General features: G+C 31.4%; 10 protein-coding genes. 8 read left to right on the top strand and 2 right to left on the bottom strand.

The window, feature by feature from the left end:
* The first annotated feature begins 151 nt into the window (after window positions 1–151).
* The 6 genes from parE (at window position 152) to mprF (ending at window position 11,519) form a co-directional block, all read left to right on the top strand.
* Complete coding sequence (gene parE, locus P7F85_RS07205; RefSeq protein WP_037555069.1) at window positions 152–2,146, top strand: DNA topoisomerase IV subunit B; 1,995 nt, start codon at window positions 152–154, stop codon at window positions 2,144–2,146.
* A complete protein-coding gene (gene parC, locus P7F85_RS07200; protein ID WP_015365027.1) occupies window positions 2,143–4,548 on the top strand; it encodes a DNA topoisomerase IV subunit A in 2,406 nt (801 codons plus the stop codon). The genes parE and parC overlap by 4 nt, the downstream gene beginning before the upstream one ends.
* A 202-nt stretch (window positions 4,549–4,750) precedes the next feature.
* Complete coding sequence (locus P7F85_RS07195; RefSeq protein WP_015365026.1) at window positions 4,751–6,220, top strand: alanine/glycine:cation symporter family protein; 1,470 nt, start codon at window positions 4,751–4,753, stop codon at window positions 6,218–6,220.
* A 233-nt stretch (window positions 6,221–6,453) separates the two neighbouring features.
* Window positions 6,454–7,302, top strand: a complete 849-nt coding sequence (gene glcT / locus P7F85_RS07190; RefSeq protein WP_002467019.1) for a glucose PTS transporter transcription antiterminator GlcT — start codon at window positions 6,454–6,456, stop codon at window positions 7,300–7,302.
* 273 nt (window positions 7,303–7,575) lie between these two features.
* Entirely contained in the window at window positions 7,576–8,733 is a 1,158-nt protein-coding gene (locus P7F85_RS07185; protein ID WP_161767513.1) for an AI-2E family transporter, read from the top strand.
* 263 nt (window positions 8,734–8,996) lie between these two features.
* Window positions 8,997–11,519 (top strand): bifunctional lysylphosphatidylglycerol flippase/synthetase MprF, encoded by a 2,523-nt coding sequence (gene mprF, locus P7F85_RS07180; protein WP_002467181.1) that lies wholly within the window; start codon window positions 8,997–8,999, stop codon window positions 11,517–11,519.
* An 85-nt stretch (window positions 11,520–11,604) separates the two neighbouring features.
* Here the strand turns inward: mprF and msrA are convergent, their stop codons facing one another.
* On the bottom strand, window positions 11,605–12,111 hold the full coding sequence (msrA, locus tag P7F85_RS07175; RefSeq protein ID WP_002467182.1) for a peptide-methionine (S)-S-oxide reductase MsrA: 507 nt from the start codon (window positions 12,109–12,111) through the stop codon (window positions 11,605–11,607).
* A 136-nt stretch (window positions 12,112–12,247) separates the two neighbouring features.
* Here msrA and P7F85_RS07170 point away from each other — a divergent pair, with 136 nt between their 5' ends.
* Window positions 12,248–13,252 (top strand): LCP family protein, encoded by a 1,005-nt coding sequence (locus tag P7F85_RS07170; RefSeq protein ID WP_002467187.1) that lies wholly within the window; start codon window positions 12,248–12,250, stop codon window positions 13,250–13,252.
* Between the two features lie 50 nt (window positions 13,253–13,302).
* On the opposite strand, the gene P7F85_RS07165 is transcribed toward P7F85_RS07170, so the two are convergent.
* Window positions 13,303–13,488, bottom strand: a complete 186-nt coding sequence (locus P7F85_RS07165) for a 2-hydroxymuconate tautomerase (protein ID WP_002451325.1) — start codon at window positions 13,486–13,488, stop codon at window positions 13,303–13,305.
* Window positions 13,489–13,641: 153 nt separating this feature from the next.
* Between P7F85_RS07165 and P7F85_RS07160 the strand changes: the two genes are divergently transcribed.
* Window positions 13,642–14,904, top strand: coding sequence for a Y-family DNA polymerase (locus P7F85_RS07160; protein WP_002467183.1), 1,263 nt, complete (start codon window positions 13,642–13,644; stop codon window positions 14,902–14,904).
* Window positions 14,905–14,908 lie beyond the last annotated feature (4 nt).

Genomic DNA, 14,908 nt, shown 5'->3' with positions numbered 1-14,908 from the left:
AATAAAAATTGATAATTTAAAAATGAATAATCATTAAAATAAACTGAATTATCAAGATGACACTTGCAATTTATACAGATTTATATAAGAATAACTATTGTATAGTTTTAAAAAACGAACGTACGTTTGTAGGAGGGCGAAATCATTGGCAATGAATAAACAAAATCATTATTCAGATGATTCTATACAGGTTTTAGAAGGTCTTGAAGCTGTTAGAAAAAGACCGGGGATGTATATAGGATCAACTGATAAACGTGGATTGCATCATCTAGTATATGAAGTTGTCGATAACTCCGTCGATGAAGTATTAAATGGTTACGGGGATGAGATTACAGTTATCCTAAACCAAGATGATAGTATTTCAATAGAAGATAATGGTCGTGGGATGCCAACAGGTATTCACGCTTCAGGTAAACCAACTGTTCAAGTTATCTTTACCATATTACATGCTGGAGGCAAGTTTGGCCAAGGTGGTTATAAAACATCTGGTGGACTACACGGTGTTGGTGCATCGGTGGTTAACGCACTAAGTGAATGGTTAGAAGTTGAAATTCATAGAGACGGTAATATATATAAACAGAGTTTTAAAGATGGTGGTGTGCCTGCGACAGGGTTACTAAAAGAAGGTAAAACAAAGAAAACGGGTACAAAAGTAACGTTTAAACCAGATCCTGAAATTTTCAAAGCCACGACATCATTTAATTTTGATGTTCTAAGTGAGCGTTTACAAGAATCTGCATTCTTATTAAAAAACCTAAAAATTAAATTAATTGATTTACGTCGTGGTAAAGAAAGAGAAGAATATTACCATTACGAAGAAGGTATTAAAGAATTTGTAAGTTATGTCAATGAAGGTAAAGAAGTTCTTCATGATGTCACAACTTTTACAGGTACATCTAATGGCATTGAAGTTGATGTAGCTTTCCAATATAACGATCAATATTCTGAAAGCATTTTAAGCTTCGTTAATAACGTGCGTACTAAAGATGGTGGTACACATGAAGTCGGATTTAAAACAGCTATGACTCGTGTATTTAACGATTATGCTAGACGTATCAATGAATTAAAAGAAAAAGATAAAAATTTAGATGGAAATGATATACGTGAAGGATTAACGGCTATCGTTTCTGTAAGAATTCCTGAAGAGTTATTACAATTCGAAGGACAAACTAAATCTAAATTAGGTACATCAGAAGCTAGAAGTGCTGTAGACTCAGTTGTTTCTGAAAAATTGCCATTTTATCTTGAAGAAAAAGGACAATTGTCTAAATCACTTGTGAAGAAAGCGATTAAAGCACAACAAGCTAGAGAAGCGGCACGTAAAGCACGTGAAGATACACGTTCTGGTAAAAAGAACAAACGAAAAGATACGTTATTGTCAGGTAAATTAACACCTGCTCAAAGTAAAAATACTGAGAAAAATGAACTTTATTTAGTAGAGGGTGACTCTGCAGGTGGTTCTGCTAAACTTGGTCGTGATCGTAAATTCCAAGCAATACTACCACTAAGAGGTAAAGTCATTAATACTGAAAAAGCTAGATTAGAAGATATCTTCAAAAATGAAGAGATTAACACGATTATTCATACAATTGGTGCAGGTGTTGGTAACGAATTTAAAATTGAAGATAGTAATTATAGTCGAATTATAATTATGACCGATGCCGATACAGATGGTGCACATATTCAAGTTTTATTATTAACGTTCTTCTTTAAATATATGAAACCTTTAGTACAAGCTGGTCGTGTCTTTATAGCATTACCTCCACTTTATAAATTAGAAAAAGGTAAAGGTAAATCTAAGAAAGTAGAATATGCTTGGACTGATGATGAATTAGATAAATTACAAAAGCAACTTGGTAAAGGGTTCTCATTACAACGTTACAAAGGTTTAGGTGAAATGAATCCTGAACAATTATGGGAAACAACAATGAATCCTGAAACACGTACATTGATACGAGTTCAAGTTGAAGATGAAGTACGCTCTTCAAAACGTGTTACCACTTTAATGGGAGATAAAGTAGCTCCACGTAGAGAATGGATTGAAAATCATGTTGAATTTGGTATGCAAGAAGATTTAAGTATTTTAGATAATACTGAAGTTCAAATTTTGGAAAATGAAACCTATGAGGAGGATGAAACGAATTGAGTGAGATAATTCAAGATTTATCACTTGAAGATGTAATCGGTGACCGTTTTGGACGATATAGTAAATATATTATCCAAGAGCGAGCATTACCAGATGTTCGTGACGGGCTTAAACCAGTACAACGTCGTATCCTATACGCGATGTACTCAAGTGGTAATACATTCGATAAAAATTTCCGTAAAAGTGCTAAAACTGTCGGGGATGTCATCGGTCAGTATCATCCTCATGGTGACTCTTCAGTGTATGATGCTATGGTGCGTTTAAGTCAAGATTGGAAGTTGCGACATGTCTTAATCGAAATGCATGGTAACAATGGTAGTATTGATAATGATCCACCTGCTGCGATGCGTTATACGGAAGCTAAGTTAAGTCAACTATCTGAAGAACTATTAAGAGATATTAATAAAGAAACCGTGTCATTTATTCCAAACTATGATGATACGACGCTAGAACCTATGGTATTACCTGCTAGATTCCCTAACTTATTAATTAATGGTTCTACTGGTATTTCAGCAGGTTATGCAACTGATATTCCACCACATAATCTTGGTGAGGTTATTCAAGCGACTTTAAAATATATTGATAATCCTGATATTACTGTGAGCCAATTAATGAAATACATTAAAGGACCTGATTTTCCAACTGGAGGTATCATTCAAGGTCTAGATGGTATTAAAAAGGCATATGAATCAGGTAAAGGTAAGATTGTTGTACGTTCAAAAGTAGATGAAGAAGAATTACGCAATGGACGTAAAGAATTGATTGTGACTGAAATTCCGTACGAAGTGAATAAAAGTAGTTTAGTTAAACGTATTGATGAATTACGTGCGGATAAGAAAGTTGACGGTATTGTTGAAGTTCGAGATGAAACGGATAGAACGGGCTTACGTATTGCTATAGAACTTAAAAAAGATGTTAATAGTGAAGCAATCAAGAACTTCTTATATAAAAATTCAGACTTACAAATATCTTACAATTTTAATATGGTAGCAATTAGTGACGGGCGACCTAAATTAATGGGTATTAAACAAATTATTGATAGTTATATCAATCACCAAATTGAAGTCGTCGCGAATAGAACTAAGTTTGATTTAGAGCATGCTGAAAAACGAATGCATATCGTTGAAGGTTTAATGAAAGCCTTGTCAATATTAGATGAAGTCATTGCACTTATCCGTAATTCTAAAAATAAAAAAGACGCTAAAGATAACTTAGTTGCTGAGTTTGACTTTACTGAAGCTCAGGCTGAAGCGATTGTGATGTTACAACTTTATCGCTTAACAAATACCGATATTGTTGCTTTAGAACAAGAACATGATGAATTATCTAATTTAATCAAAGATTTACGTCATATATTAGATGATCATGATGCATTATTAAATGTGATAAAAAATGAATTGACAGAAATAAGAAAGAAATTCAAAACAGATCGTCTGTCTACGATTGAAGCGGAAATTTCTGAAATTAAAATTGATAAAGAAGTTATGGTACCAAGTGAAGAAGTAGTATTGAGCTTGACGAGACACGGCTATATTAAACGGACAACTACACGAAGCTTTAATGCAAGTGGTGTTTCCGAAGTAGGCTTAAAAGACGGAGATAGTTTATTAAAGTACCTTGATGTAAATACTCAGGATACTGCGCTCGTGTTTACAAATAAAGGTAGATATTTATTCATCCCTGTTCATAAATTAGCTGAAATCAGATGGAAAGAGTTAGGACAACACGTGTCGCAAATTGTTTCTATTGATGAAGATGAACAAGTGATTGATGTGTTTAATGAAAAAGACTTTAGCCAACACGAAGCATTTTATATTATGGCTACGCGCAACGGCATGATTAAGAAAAGTAGTGTTCCTCAGTTTAAAACGACACGCTATAACAAACCATTAATTGCTATGAAGGTGAAAGACCAAGACGAAGTGATTAACATTATGAGGGTAGAATCAGATCAACTCATTACAGTGATAACGCACAAAGGTATGTCACTTACTTATTCTACAAATGAACTATCTGATACTGGTCTTCGTGCTGCGGGCGTTAAATCTATTAATTTAAAAGATGAGGATTTCGTAGTCATGACTCAAATGATTAACCATTCGGAATCAGTGATGATGGCTACTCAACGTGGTGCAATTAAGCATATTGGATTCAAAGTATTACAAGAAGCTAAACGTGCACAAAGAGGTATAACTTTACTTAAAGAATTGAAAAAAGCACCACATCGAATTGTAGCAGCTGATGTTGTCCGTCATAATTATACAACCTATACATTATATTCAGATAATAATCAAGAGAGTGGCGAAATTGCGTCGATTCACAAATCTGAACAATATACGAACGGTTCGTTTATTGTAGATATTGATGATTTTGGTGAAGTCAAAGGTATGTACTTACAATAAAAGTATATGCAATACATGAATAAGATGATAAAATAAAATATAATAATCACAATTAAAGCGTTCAAGAGGTTTATATTAAATTGAACAATCTAATGATAAGTATTGATATGTTGAATCATTATTTAATTAGATTGCAATATGACAATATGAATCTCTTGAATTTTTAAGATATGAATTTTATTTAAAGATGAGAGGGATTTATTTGAAAGATTTTGATAATTTAATTCCTGGTTGGTTCAAAGATTTTGTCCAAGTAGGGAATGATTTAATTTGGTCTCAATATCTAATTGGATTGTTACTTACAGCTGGTTTCTTCTTCACTATCAGTTCTAAATTTGTGCAACTTCGCATGTTGCCTGAAATGTTTAGAGCGTTAGTTGAGAAACCTGAAACATTAGAAAGTGGCGAAAAAGGTATTTCACCTTTCCAAGCTTTTGCAATTAGTGCAGGCTCAAGGGTTGGTACAGGAAATATTGCTGGTGTAGCAACAGCAATTGTACTAGGTGGTCCTGGTGCGGTATTTTGGATGTGGATTATTGCATTTATAGGTGCAGCAAGTGCATTTATGGAAGCCACATTAGCTCAGGTTTACAAAGTACATGATAAAGATGGTGGATTCCGAGGCGGACCAGCATATTACATAACTAAAGGATTAAATCAAAAATGGTTAGGTATTGTATTTGCGATTCTAATCACAGTTACTTTCGCATTTGTATTTAACACAGTTCAATCAAATACGATTGCTGAATCATTAAATACTCAGTATCATGTTAGCCCAGTTATTACAGGAATTGTTTTAGCAGTCATTACAGCTATCATCATCTTTGGTGGTGTTCGAAGTATTGCAACATTATCATCATTAATAGTTCCTATTATGGCTATTATATACATTGGTATGGTTTTAGTTATTTTACTATTAAACTTAGATCAAATCGTTCCAATGATTGGTACTATCATTAAAAGTGCTTTCGGTTTTGAACAAGTAACTGGTGGTGCAGTAGGTGCAGCTATTTTACAAGGTATTAAACGTGGTTTATTCTCCAATGAAGCAGGTATGGGTTCTGCGCCAAATGCAGCAGCAACAGCTGCCGTACCTCATCCAGTTAAACAAGGTTTAATTCAATCATTAGGTGTATTCTTTGATACTATGCTTGTATGTACAGCTACAGCAATCATGATTTTATTATACTCTGGATTAAAATTTGGAGAAAATGCACCTCAAGGTGTGGCAGTTACACAATCTGCTTTAAATGAACATTTAGGTTCAGCAGGTGGTATATTCTTAACAATTGCAATTACACTATTTGCCTTTTCTTCTGTTGTAGGTAACTATTATTATGGACAATCTAATATAGAATACCTTTCAAATAATAAGACAATTATTTTCATTTTTAGATGTCTTGTAGTCGTACTTGTATTTATTGGTGCAGTTGCTAAAACTGAAACAGTATGGAGTACAGCAGACTTATTTATGGGACTAATGGCAATTGTTAATATTGTTTCTATTATTGGACTTTCTAATATTGCTTTTGCAGTAATGAAAGATTACCAACTACAACGTAAAGCAGGTAAAAATCCTGTGTTCAAACCAGAAAATCTTGAGATTAACTTATTTGGAATTGAATCTTGGGGTATCAATTCAACAAATAAAGCTAATAAAAATAATAAGTAACGAAAAATCCTGAGACATATTTAAATGTCTCAGGATTTTTTATTGAATAGTGAGTTATTGATTGTATTCTTTTTAGTATTGTACAGAATCTTTTTTATGGATAGAAAGTAGAGTACTTTGATAATAATAGTAAAATTTGGATTTATAAATAAAAAGATTTAAAAATGTATTTTCTTTTCATTTATATCATTTAGCTTTATAATTTTAATAATGGATTAGGAAAGGTGATAATGATGGGAAAATACAAAATAAGTAAAATTCTCAATAATAACGTTATCATATGCACAAATAAAGATCAGGAAGTTGTACTCATTGGAAAAGGTATTGGTTTTAATAAAAAGCAAGGTTTAATCTTAGATGAATCAGCTTCCATTGAAAAAGTGTATAAGCTTGATCAAGATAAACATAAAGAGCATTATAAGACATTGGTTGAAATGGCGGATGATCATGTACTGCAAGCTGTCATAGAATCAGTCAATTTAATCACTAATACGACTTTAGATATTGATGATAAAAATTTAGTCATTGCCCTAACTGATCATATTATTTTTGCGTATAAACGTTTAAAACAAAATCAATTAATAAGTAATCCGTTTGCTATGGAGACTAAGTATTTATATAGCGACGCATATCAATTAGCTGCCAAAGTGATTGAAAGACTAAATCAACAATTAGATGTTCAATTTCCAGAAGATGAAATTGGTTTTATCGCATTACATATTGCTTCTAATTCTGAAGAATTATCTATGCGAGAAATGTCGTTAATCAATCAATTAATTAATAAGAGTATTACAATCATTGAATCTGATTTAAATCATCAAGTTGATCAATCCTCAGTGCAATATCAGCGTTTTATAAGACATGTTCAGTTCCTCATTCGACGTTTGAGACAGAATGAAGCGATTCATGCACAAAATGATTTCATTGAAATGATTAAAAAGCATTATCCACAGTGCTATTCCACAGCTTTTAAAATTTTAAAAATGATTCAAATGGAATTCGATATTACAATTAATGAAGCTGAAGTGATTTATTTAACATTACACATTCACCATTTTGAAGCGCAAGTCATTCGTGACTAATCATGTCTGGTTGTATTTTAATAGTTCTATTCATTAAATTGATATAGTATTATCTATGCAATGATTGAAACCAGTTATATTTATTTTATTAAATTTTTTATACGCCTTAGTTGTACGAATTATGTTATGATAAGTGTTAGTTATTTTAATCATATTAAGCGTTTTATGAATTGAATAAAGAGAGGTAACTTGAAGGTATGGTGATGTCAAATGTCGAATGAAAATAAGACTACAGAAAATAAGGCATCTGGAAAGTTTAAAACTAATTTCAGTATGTCCGAAACAAGATTTATGCGATTTTTAGGCGGCAATGATTTAATTTATGGTTTATTAGCACTTGTACTTTTAGGTATTGTCATATTTATATTTGATAAAGTTTCATATGTGTTTGAGCCATTTATTATTATATTTAATACGATTGCTGCACCTATTATTGTTTCATTGATTATATTTTATTTGTTTAATCCACTTGTGAATTTGATGGAACGTTATCGTATACCACGATTAGTGGGTATTATGATTATTTATATTGCGATTGTGGGAATTATAGCATTAATTGTTAATTTATTAATTCCGGTTATTGGCTCACAATTAGGAAGTTTTATTAATAATTCGCCTCAATATTTCAAAAAATTTACGAATACAATCAATAAATTAACTAGTAATTCAATTTTTGCTGGCTATTATAGTCAAATTAATGATCAACTTAATTCATTAACGAAGAAAATACCAACAATGTTATCAGATTATTTTGATGGTTTTGGTTCAAAATTAGCAACTTTTGCAGAAGCTGTTGCTAATGTTGGTGTAGTGATTGTAACAACACCATTTGTATTATTCTTTATGTTAAAAGATGGTCATAAGTTTAAAGATTTTACGACAAATATTATGCCACCAAAATTCAGAAAAGATTTTCACGATTTGCTTGAAAAAATGAGTGTTCAAGTAGGTTCATATATTCAAGGACAAATTATTGTCTCATTCTGTATTGGTGTTTTATTATTTATCGGGTATTCAATTATTGGATTAAAATATAGTTTAATACTTGCATGTATCGCTGCTGTAACGAGCGTAGTACCTTATTTAGGTCCTACTATTGCGATATCACCAGCGATTGTTATTGCTATTATTACATCTCCATTAATGGTACTTAAATTAGCAATTGTATGGACATTAGTCCAATTCTTTGAAGGACACTTCATTTCGCCAAATATTATGGGTAAAACTTTAAAAATACACCCTCTAACAATTATCTTTATTTTATTATGTGCAGGTAATTTGTTAGGTATTGTAGGTGTTATTTTAGGTATACCTGGTTATGCAGTATTAAAAGTTTTAGTTTCTCATGTTTTCTTATTATTTAAACGTAGATATAATCGTTATTATGGAGAAGATGCAGGAGAATACCAATTGAATAAAGAACAAGATTAATCTGAGTAGTTGTGATACAAGGATATCTTTAGAAACGGATGTGAGAATAAGAAGGGCATTTGACAATGTCCTTATCTTACTTAATTTCTAAGATATCCTTTTCTTTTTATGCTTAAAGCGTAGCGTATTATTAGGATGACTATAGCTAACATAGGATATGACAATAATGTTATGTATAATTAGGACTATTTATATTCTAATTATCATATTCTTATGATATATTTTTGCTATATAGAAGAATTAATTAGAATTGAAGTGAAAAAATGACTCAAGAAAATAAAAGTAAATTATTATCTATTTTAAAATTTGTGTTTGCTGCAGCACTATTTATTTTTGTAGTGTTCACATTATATCGAGAATTATCAACCATTAATTTTAAAGATACCTTAATGCAATTTGGCAAAATTAATCGTATATGGTTAGTATTATTATTTGCCGGTGGTGGAGCATCATTATTAATCTTATCTTTATACGATATTATTCTTGTTAAATCTTTAAAATTAGATATCCCTTTAACGAAAGTTTTTAGAGTTAGTTATATTATTAATGCTTTAAATGCTATTGTCGGATTCGGCGGGTTTATTGGTGCCGGATTAAGAGCATTTGTTTATAAAAATTATACTGTAGATAATAAGAAACTCGTGCATTACATATCTATTATTCTCATTTCCATGTTAACAGGCCTTAGCCTTTTATCGATTTTAGTTGTTTTTCATGTCTTTAATGCATCAGACATGTTAGATCGAATTTCATGGGTTCGTTGGATTTTATATATTGTTGCTTTATTTTTACCTATTTTTATTATTTATACTATTATGAAACCCGCAGATAAAAATAATCGATTTATGGGTGTTTATTGTACTGTAGTTTCATGTGTTGAGTGGATGGCGGCTGCTGTAGTTCTCTATTTCTCTGCGTTAATCGTAGGTATTGATATTTCATTTATGAATTTTATCGGTATCTTTATTATTGCAGCTTTGTCAGGATTAGTAAGTTTCATTCCTGGGGGATTTGGAGCATTTGATTTAGTCGTGCTACTCGGTTTTAAGTCTCTAGGTGTAAATGAGGAGAATATTTTATTAGCATTATTGCTTTATCGCTTTGCATATTACTTTGTACCTGTAGCTATCGCGTTAGTATTATCTTCATTTGAATTTGGTAACACTGCTAAAAAGTATATCGAAGGATCTAAATATTTTGTGCCTGCAAAAGATGTCACATCATTCTTAATGTCATATCAAAAAGATATCTTATCTAAAATCCCATCATTTTCATTAGCGATTTTAGTGTTTTTAACGAGTGTGATATTCTTCATCAATAATTTAACTATTATTTATGACGGACTATATGATGATAACCATTTTGTTTATTATATAACATTGTCTGTGCATACTAGTGCCTGTTTATTATTAATGTTAAATGTTAAAGGTATATTTAAACAAAGTCGACGTGCTATTATTTTTGCTATTATATCAGTTGTATTAATTTTTACCGCAACGATATATACTTATGCTTCTTTCTTACTTTTAACATGGTTAGTTGTTATTTTTGTATTACTTATTATTGCTTATCGTCGTGCCAAAGTTTTAAAACGACCATTGAGATTAAAAAACGTATTTTTAATAGTAATCATCAGTTTGATTGTACTATATATCAATCATATTATTATCTCTAGTACGTTATATGCATTAGATGTGTACAATCTTGAAGTTGATACAACAGTTTTAAGATATTATTTCTGGATTACAATAGCTTTAATTACTCTGATTGTGGCGTCAATTGCATGGTTATTTGATTATCGTTATTCCAAATCAAATCAAAATAAAGATTTAACTATTTGTGAACAAATTATTCACGAACATGGTGGTAATTATTTAACACATCTTATCTATAGTGGAGATAAAGATTATTTTGTTCATGATAATGAATCTGCCTTTTTAATGTATCGATATAAATCTAATGCATTAGTTGTTTTAGGGGATCCAGTTGGAGATGCTTCATCTTTCGAATCTCTTTTAGAAGCATTTTATGAATATGCAGAATACTATGGTTATGACATTATCTTTTATCAAGTTAGTGATCGTTTCATGCCACTTTATCATAATTTTGGGAATCAATTCTTTAAATTAGGAGAAGAGGCGATTATTGATTTAACAACGTTTACGACTTCAGGTAAAAAGCGTCGAGGTTTTAGAGCTACTTTAAATAAGTTTGATGATTTAAATATTAACTTTGAAGTTATTGAACCACCATTTTCTAAAGAAATGATTGAAACATTACAGCATGTAAGTGATCAATGGTTAGATGGCAGAAATGAAATGCATTTTTCAGTAGGTCAATTTAGTGAAGCGTATTTGTCTAAAGCACCAATTGGTATTATGCGTAATGAAGAAGGAAAAATTATTGCGTTTTGTACACTTATGCCAACATACTTTAATGATGCAATTTCAGTCGATTTAATTCGTTGGTTACCTGAATTAGATTTACCGTTAATGGATGGTCTATATTTACACATGCTTTCATGGGGAAAAGAAAAGGGTTATCGTTCATTTAATATGGGGATGGCAACACTTTCTAATGTAGGTCAATTGCATTACTCGTATCTTAGAGAACGATTAGCTGGTAGAATCTTTGAACATTTTAATGGTTTATATCGTTTCCAAGGTTTAAGACGTTATAAAGAAAAATATGGACCTAATTGGGAGCCGAGATTCTTAGTTTATAGAAAAGATGCATCTTTATGGCAATCAATGATTAAAGTGATGAGAGTTATTCGTCATAAATAAATATATATAATGAAAAGCGATTGATGAAACTGAGTGGTTTCATCAATCGCTTTTGTTTTAATCTTTAATTTAATTATATCTAGATTTAATTTTTCTTATAATTTTCACGATCTTGTTGTTCTTTGGCATATCTTTCTGGTTGCTTTTTATAAAAATCTTGATGATATTCTTCAGCTTTATAAAATGTTGTTGCAGGCAAAATTTTAGTAGCAATTGCTTTATCTGCATTGATTGTATCTTGCATCGCTGCGATATACGCTTCAGCTAATTTTTTCTGATGTTCATTGGAATAGAAAATAGCTGTTTGATACTGAGATCCTCTATCTTGAAATTGACCTTCATCGTCTAGTGGATCAATGACAGAAAAAAAGATTTCTAATAATTTATTGTATGAGAATAACGCAACATCGTATTCAACTTTGACAGTTTCATAGTGTCCAGTAGTGCCACTTTTAACCTGCTCATATGTAGGGTTGGCTATGTCTCCACCCATATATCCTGATGTTACTTGTTCTATACCATCAAATGTATCAAAAGGTTTTGTCATACACCAAAAGCACCCACCCGCAAAATATGCAGTATTTATATTCATTTATGACACCCTTTCATTGGACCTTAGTACCATTTATTAAAAAAATCCTTGCTTTTTGTATACTTTTTCTATAACGTTAATACATATTAATTATAGATGATAGAATTGTAATTTTAAAGGTATAAGGTAGGTAAATATGAGAGAACAGAAGGATAACAGAGAAGAAACTGAGTATAAACGACAAGCAGGTACATCAACTCCACCTTCTAGGCGACGAAAGAAAAAGAGAGTGCGCAAATTACCTTTTATTATTTTATTTATTTTAATTATTCTCATCGTTATAATTGCATACATTGTTCATGGATATAATAGTGGTGTAAAGTATGCGGAAAAGCATGCGAAAGATATTAAAGTACATGAATTTAACGGACCAGTAAAAAATGACGGTAAAATTTCTGTATTAGTATTAGGTGCAGATAAAGCACAGGGCGGTAAATCACGTACAGACTCAATTATGGTTGTTCAATATGACTATATTCATAAAAAAATGAAAATGATGTCAGTAATGCGTGATATTTATGCTGATATTCCTGGCTACGATAAGTATAAAATTAATGCTGCATATTCATTAGGTGGCCCAGAATTATTAAGAAAAACATTAAATAAAAACTTAGGTATTAATCCTGAATATTATGCAGTTGTTGACTTTACTGGTTTCGAAAAGATGATAGATGAGTTAGAACCTAATGGTGTTCCAATGGATGTTGAAAAAGATATGTCTGAAAATATTGGTGTATCATTGAAAAAAGGTCATCATCGTTTAAATGGTAAAGAATTATTAGGTTATGCTAGATTTCGTCATGATGCAGAAGGCGATTTCGGGCGTGTACGTCGTCAACAACAGGTGATGCAAACACTTAAATCTGAATTAGTGAATTTTGGTACAGTTGCTAAGTTACCTAAAGTAGCAGGTATTCTTAGAGGATATGTTAATACAGATATGCCTGATTCTGCGATGTTCCAAACTGGAATAAGTTTCGGTGTTCGAGGCGATAAAAATGTAGATTCATTAACAGTCCCTATTAAGAACTCATATCAAGATATTACCACTAATAATGATGGTAGTGCCTTGCAAATTGATAAAGAGAAAAATAAAAAAGCAATTCAAGATTTTTTCGATGATAAAAATAATAAAAAGTAATACTCAAAGAGCCTCACATTGACGATGTCAACGTGAGGCTCTTTACTTAATTATTGATCTGATTTTCTAACACCAGCAACACCATAATGACTTTTCTTCATTTCTTCAATAACGACATGGATTGCTTCTTTATTTGCACCTGTTGTTTTTTCTACAGCTGCTGTCACTTCTGTAACTAAATCTTTAAGTTGTTCATCTGAACGACCTTCTAATAATTTAACGTTTACGATTGGCATATGTCATTCCTCCAATATTCTTATTACAACTTTAGTATAGCATGAATAATCAATAAAAATACATTTTTTACTAGACGAGAACAAGTGTTCTTTTTGTACTTGAATAAGAACGTTTGTTCGTATATAATGAAAATGTATTAGGGAGGGGTAATCATGTATGACTATCATTTATTAGAGGATAGAGATGTACTTTGTATTGATCAAAAGAGTTTTTTTGCGAGTGTATCTTGTATAGAAAAAGGGTTAGATCCATTAACGACGAAATTAGCAGTTGTCGCAGATACTAAAAGACAGGGGTCGGTTGTGTTAGCAGCGACACCTAAACTTAAAGAATTAGGCGTCAAGACTGGATCAAGATTATTTGAAATACCACATCGTAATGACATATTTATCATTAATCCAAGTATGAGAAAATATCTTAATGTATCAGTTGCTATATCTAAGATTGCTTTACGATATGTGCCACCTGAAGATTTGCATCAATATAGCATCGATGAATTTTTTATGGATGTGACAGATAGTTATCATAGATTCAATTCAACCGTGCAAGCATTTTGCGAAAGATTGCAGAAAGAAATTCATGAAGAAACAGGTATTAGATGTACGATTGGTATAGGCTCAAACATGTTATTAAGTAAAGTAGCTATGGATATTGAAGCCAAACACACAACAAATGGTATAGCTGAATGGCGCTATCAACATGTACCTGAAAAGTTATGGCCTATTCAACCGTTAAGAGATTTTTGGGGAATTAATAGAAAAACAGAAGCTAAATTAAACAAAAGAGGGATTTTTACAGTAGGTGATTTAGCTCAATATCCATATCAATATTTGAAAAGAGATTTTGGAATACTAGGTGTGGATATGCATCTTCACGCTAATGGTATTGATCAAAGCAAGATGAGAGAAAAATATAAAGTGAATAATCCATCAATATGTAAAAGTCAAATTTTGATGAGAGACTACGAATTTGAAGAAGCGAAAGTGGTGATGCAAGAGTTAATTGAAGATGTAGCAAGTAGAGTTAGAGCAAGAAAACAATTGGCGCGCACCATACATTTTTCATTTGGCTATAGTGATGAAGGTGGTGTACATAAGCAGTATACATTAGAAGAAGGTACTAACTTAGAAAAAGATATTTTTAAAGTAGTGAATTATTTTGCTAATCAATTATGTGACAAACAAGCATTATATCGTACATTAAGTGTGTCGCTTACACAATTTATAGATGAAAACGAAAGACAAATGAACTTATTCATCGATGAATACGAGCGTAAGAGAGATGAAAAACTAGCAAAAACAATTGATCATTTACATGTGAAATATGGTAAGGGCATTGTGTCTAAGGCAACATCTTATACTGAAGCTGGTACAAAACATGGACGTTTAGGACTCATGGCAGGACATAAAATGTAGTAAT

The sequence above is a fragment of the Staphylococcus sp. aM genome, from assembly GCF_052975125.1.
Note: the sequence above shows the minus strand (reverse complement) of the source record. Positions and strands in the feature narration are given on the sequence as shown.

Bases quoted from the DNA above. Each gene is read 5' to 3' on its own strand.
- mprF (WP_002467181.1), top strand. From the start codon at position 8,997: ATGACTCAAGAAAATAAAAGTAAATTATTATCTATTTTAAAATTTGTG.
- P7F85_RS07170 (WP_002467187.1), top strand. From the start codon at position 12,248: ATGAGAGAACAGAAGGATAACAGAGAAGAAACTGAGTATAAACGACAA.
- P7F85_RS07165 (WP_002451325.1), bottom strand. From the start codon at position 13,488: ATGCCAATCGTAAACGTTAAATTATTAGAAGGTCGTTCAGATGAACAA.
- P7F85_RS07185 (WP_161767513.1), top strand. From the start codon at position 7,576: ATGTCCGAAACAAGATTTATGCGATTTTTAGGCGGCAATGATTTAATT.
- msrA (WP_002467182.1), bottom strand. From the start codon at position 12,111: ATGAATATAAATACTGCATATTTTGCGGGTGGGTGCTTTTGGTGTATG.
- P7F85_RS07160 (WP_002467183.1), top strand. From the start codon at position 13,642: ATGTATGACTATCATTTATTAGAGGATAGAGATGTACTTTGTATTGAT.
- parE (WP_037555069.1), top strand. From the start codon at position 152: ATGAATAAACAAAATCATTATTCAGATGATTCTATACAGGTTTTAGAA.
- glcT (WP_002467019.1), top strand. From the start codon at position 6,454: ATGGGAAAATACAAAATAAGTAAAATTCTCAATAATAACGTTATCATA.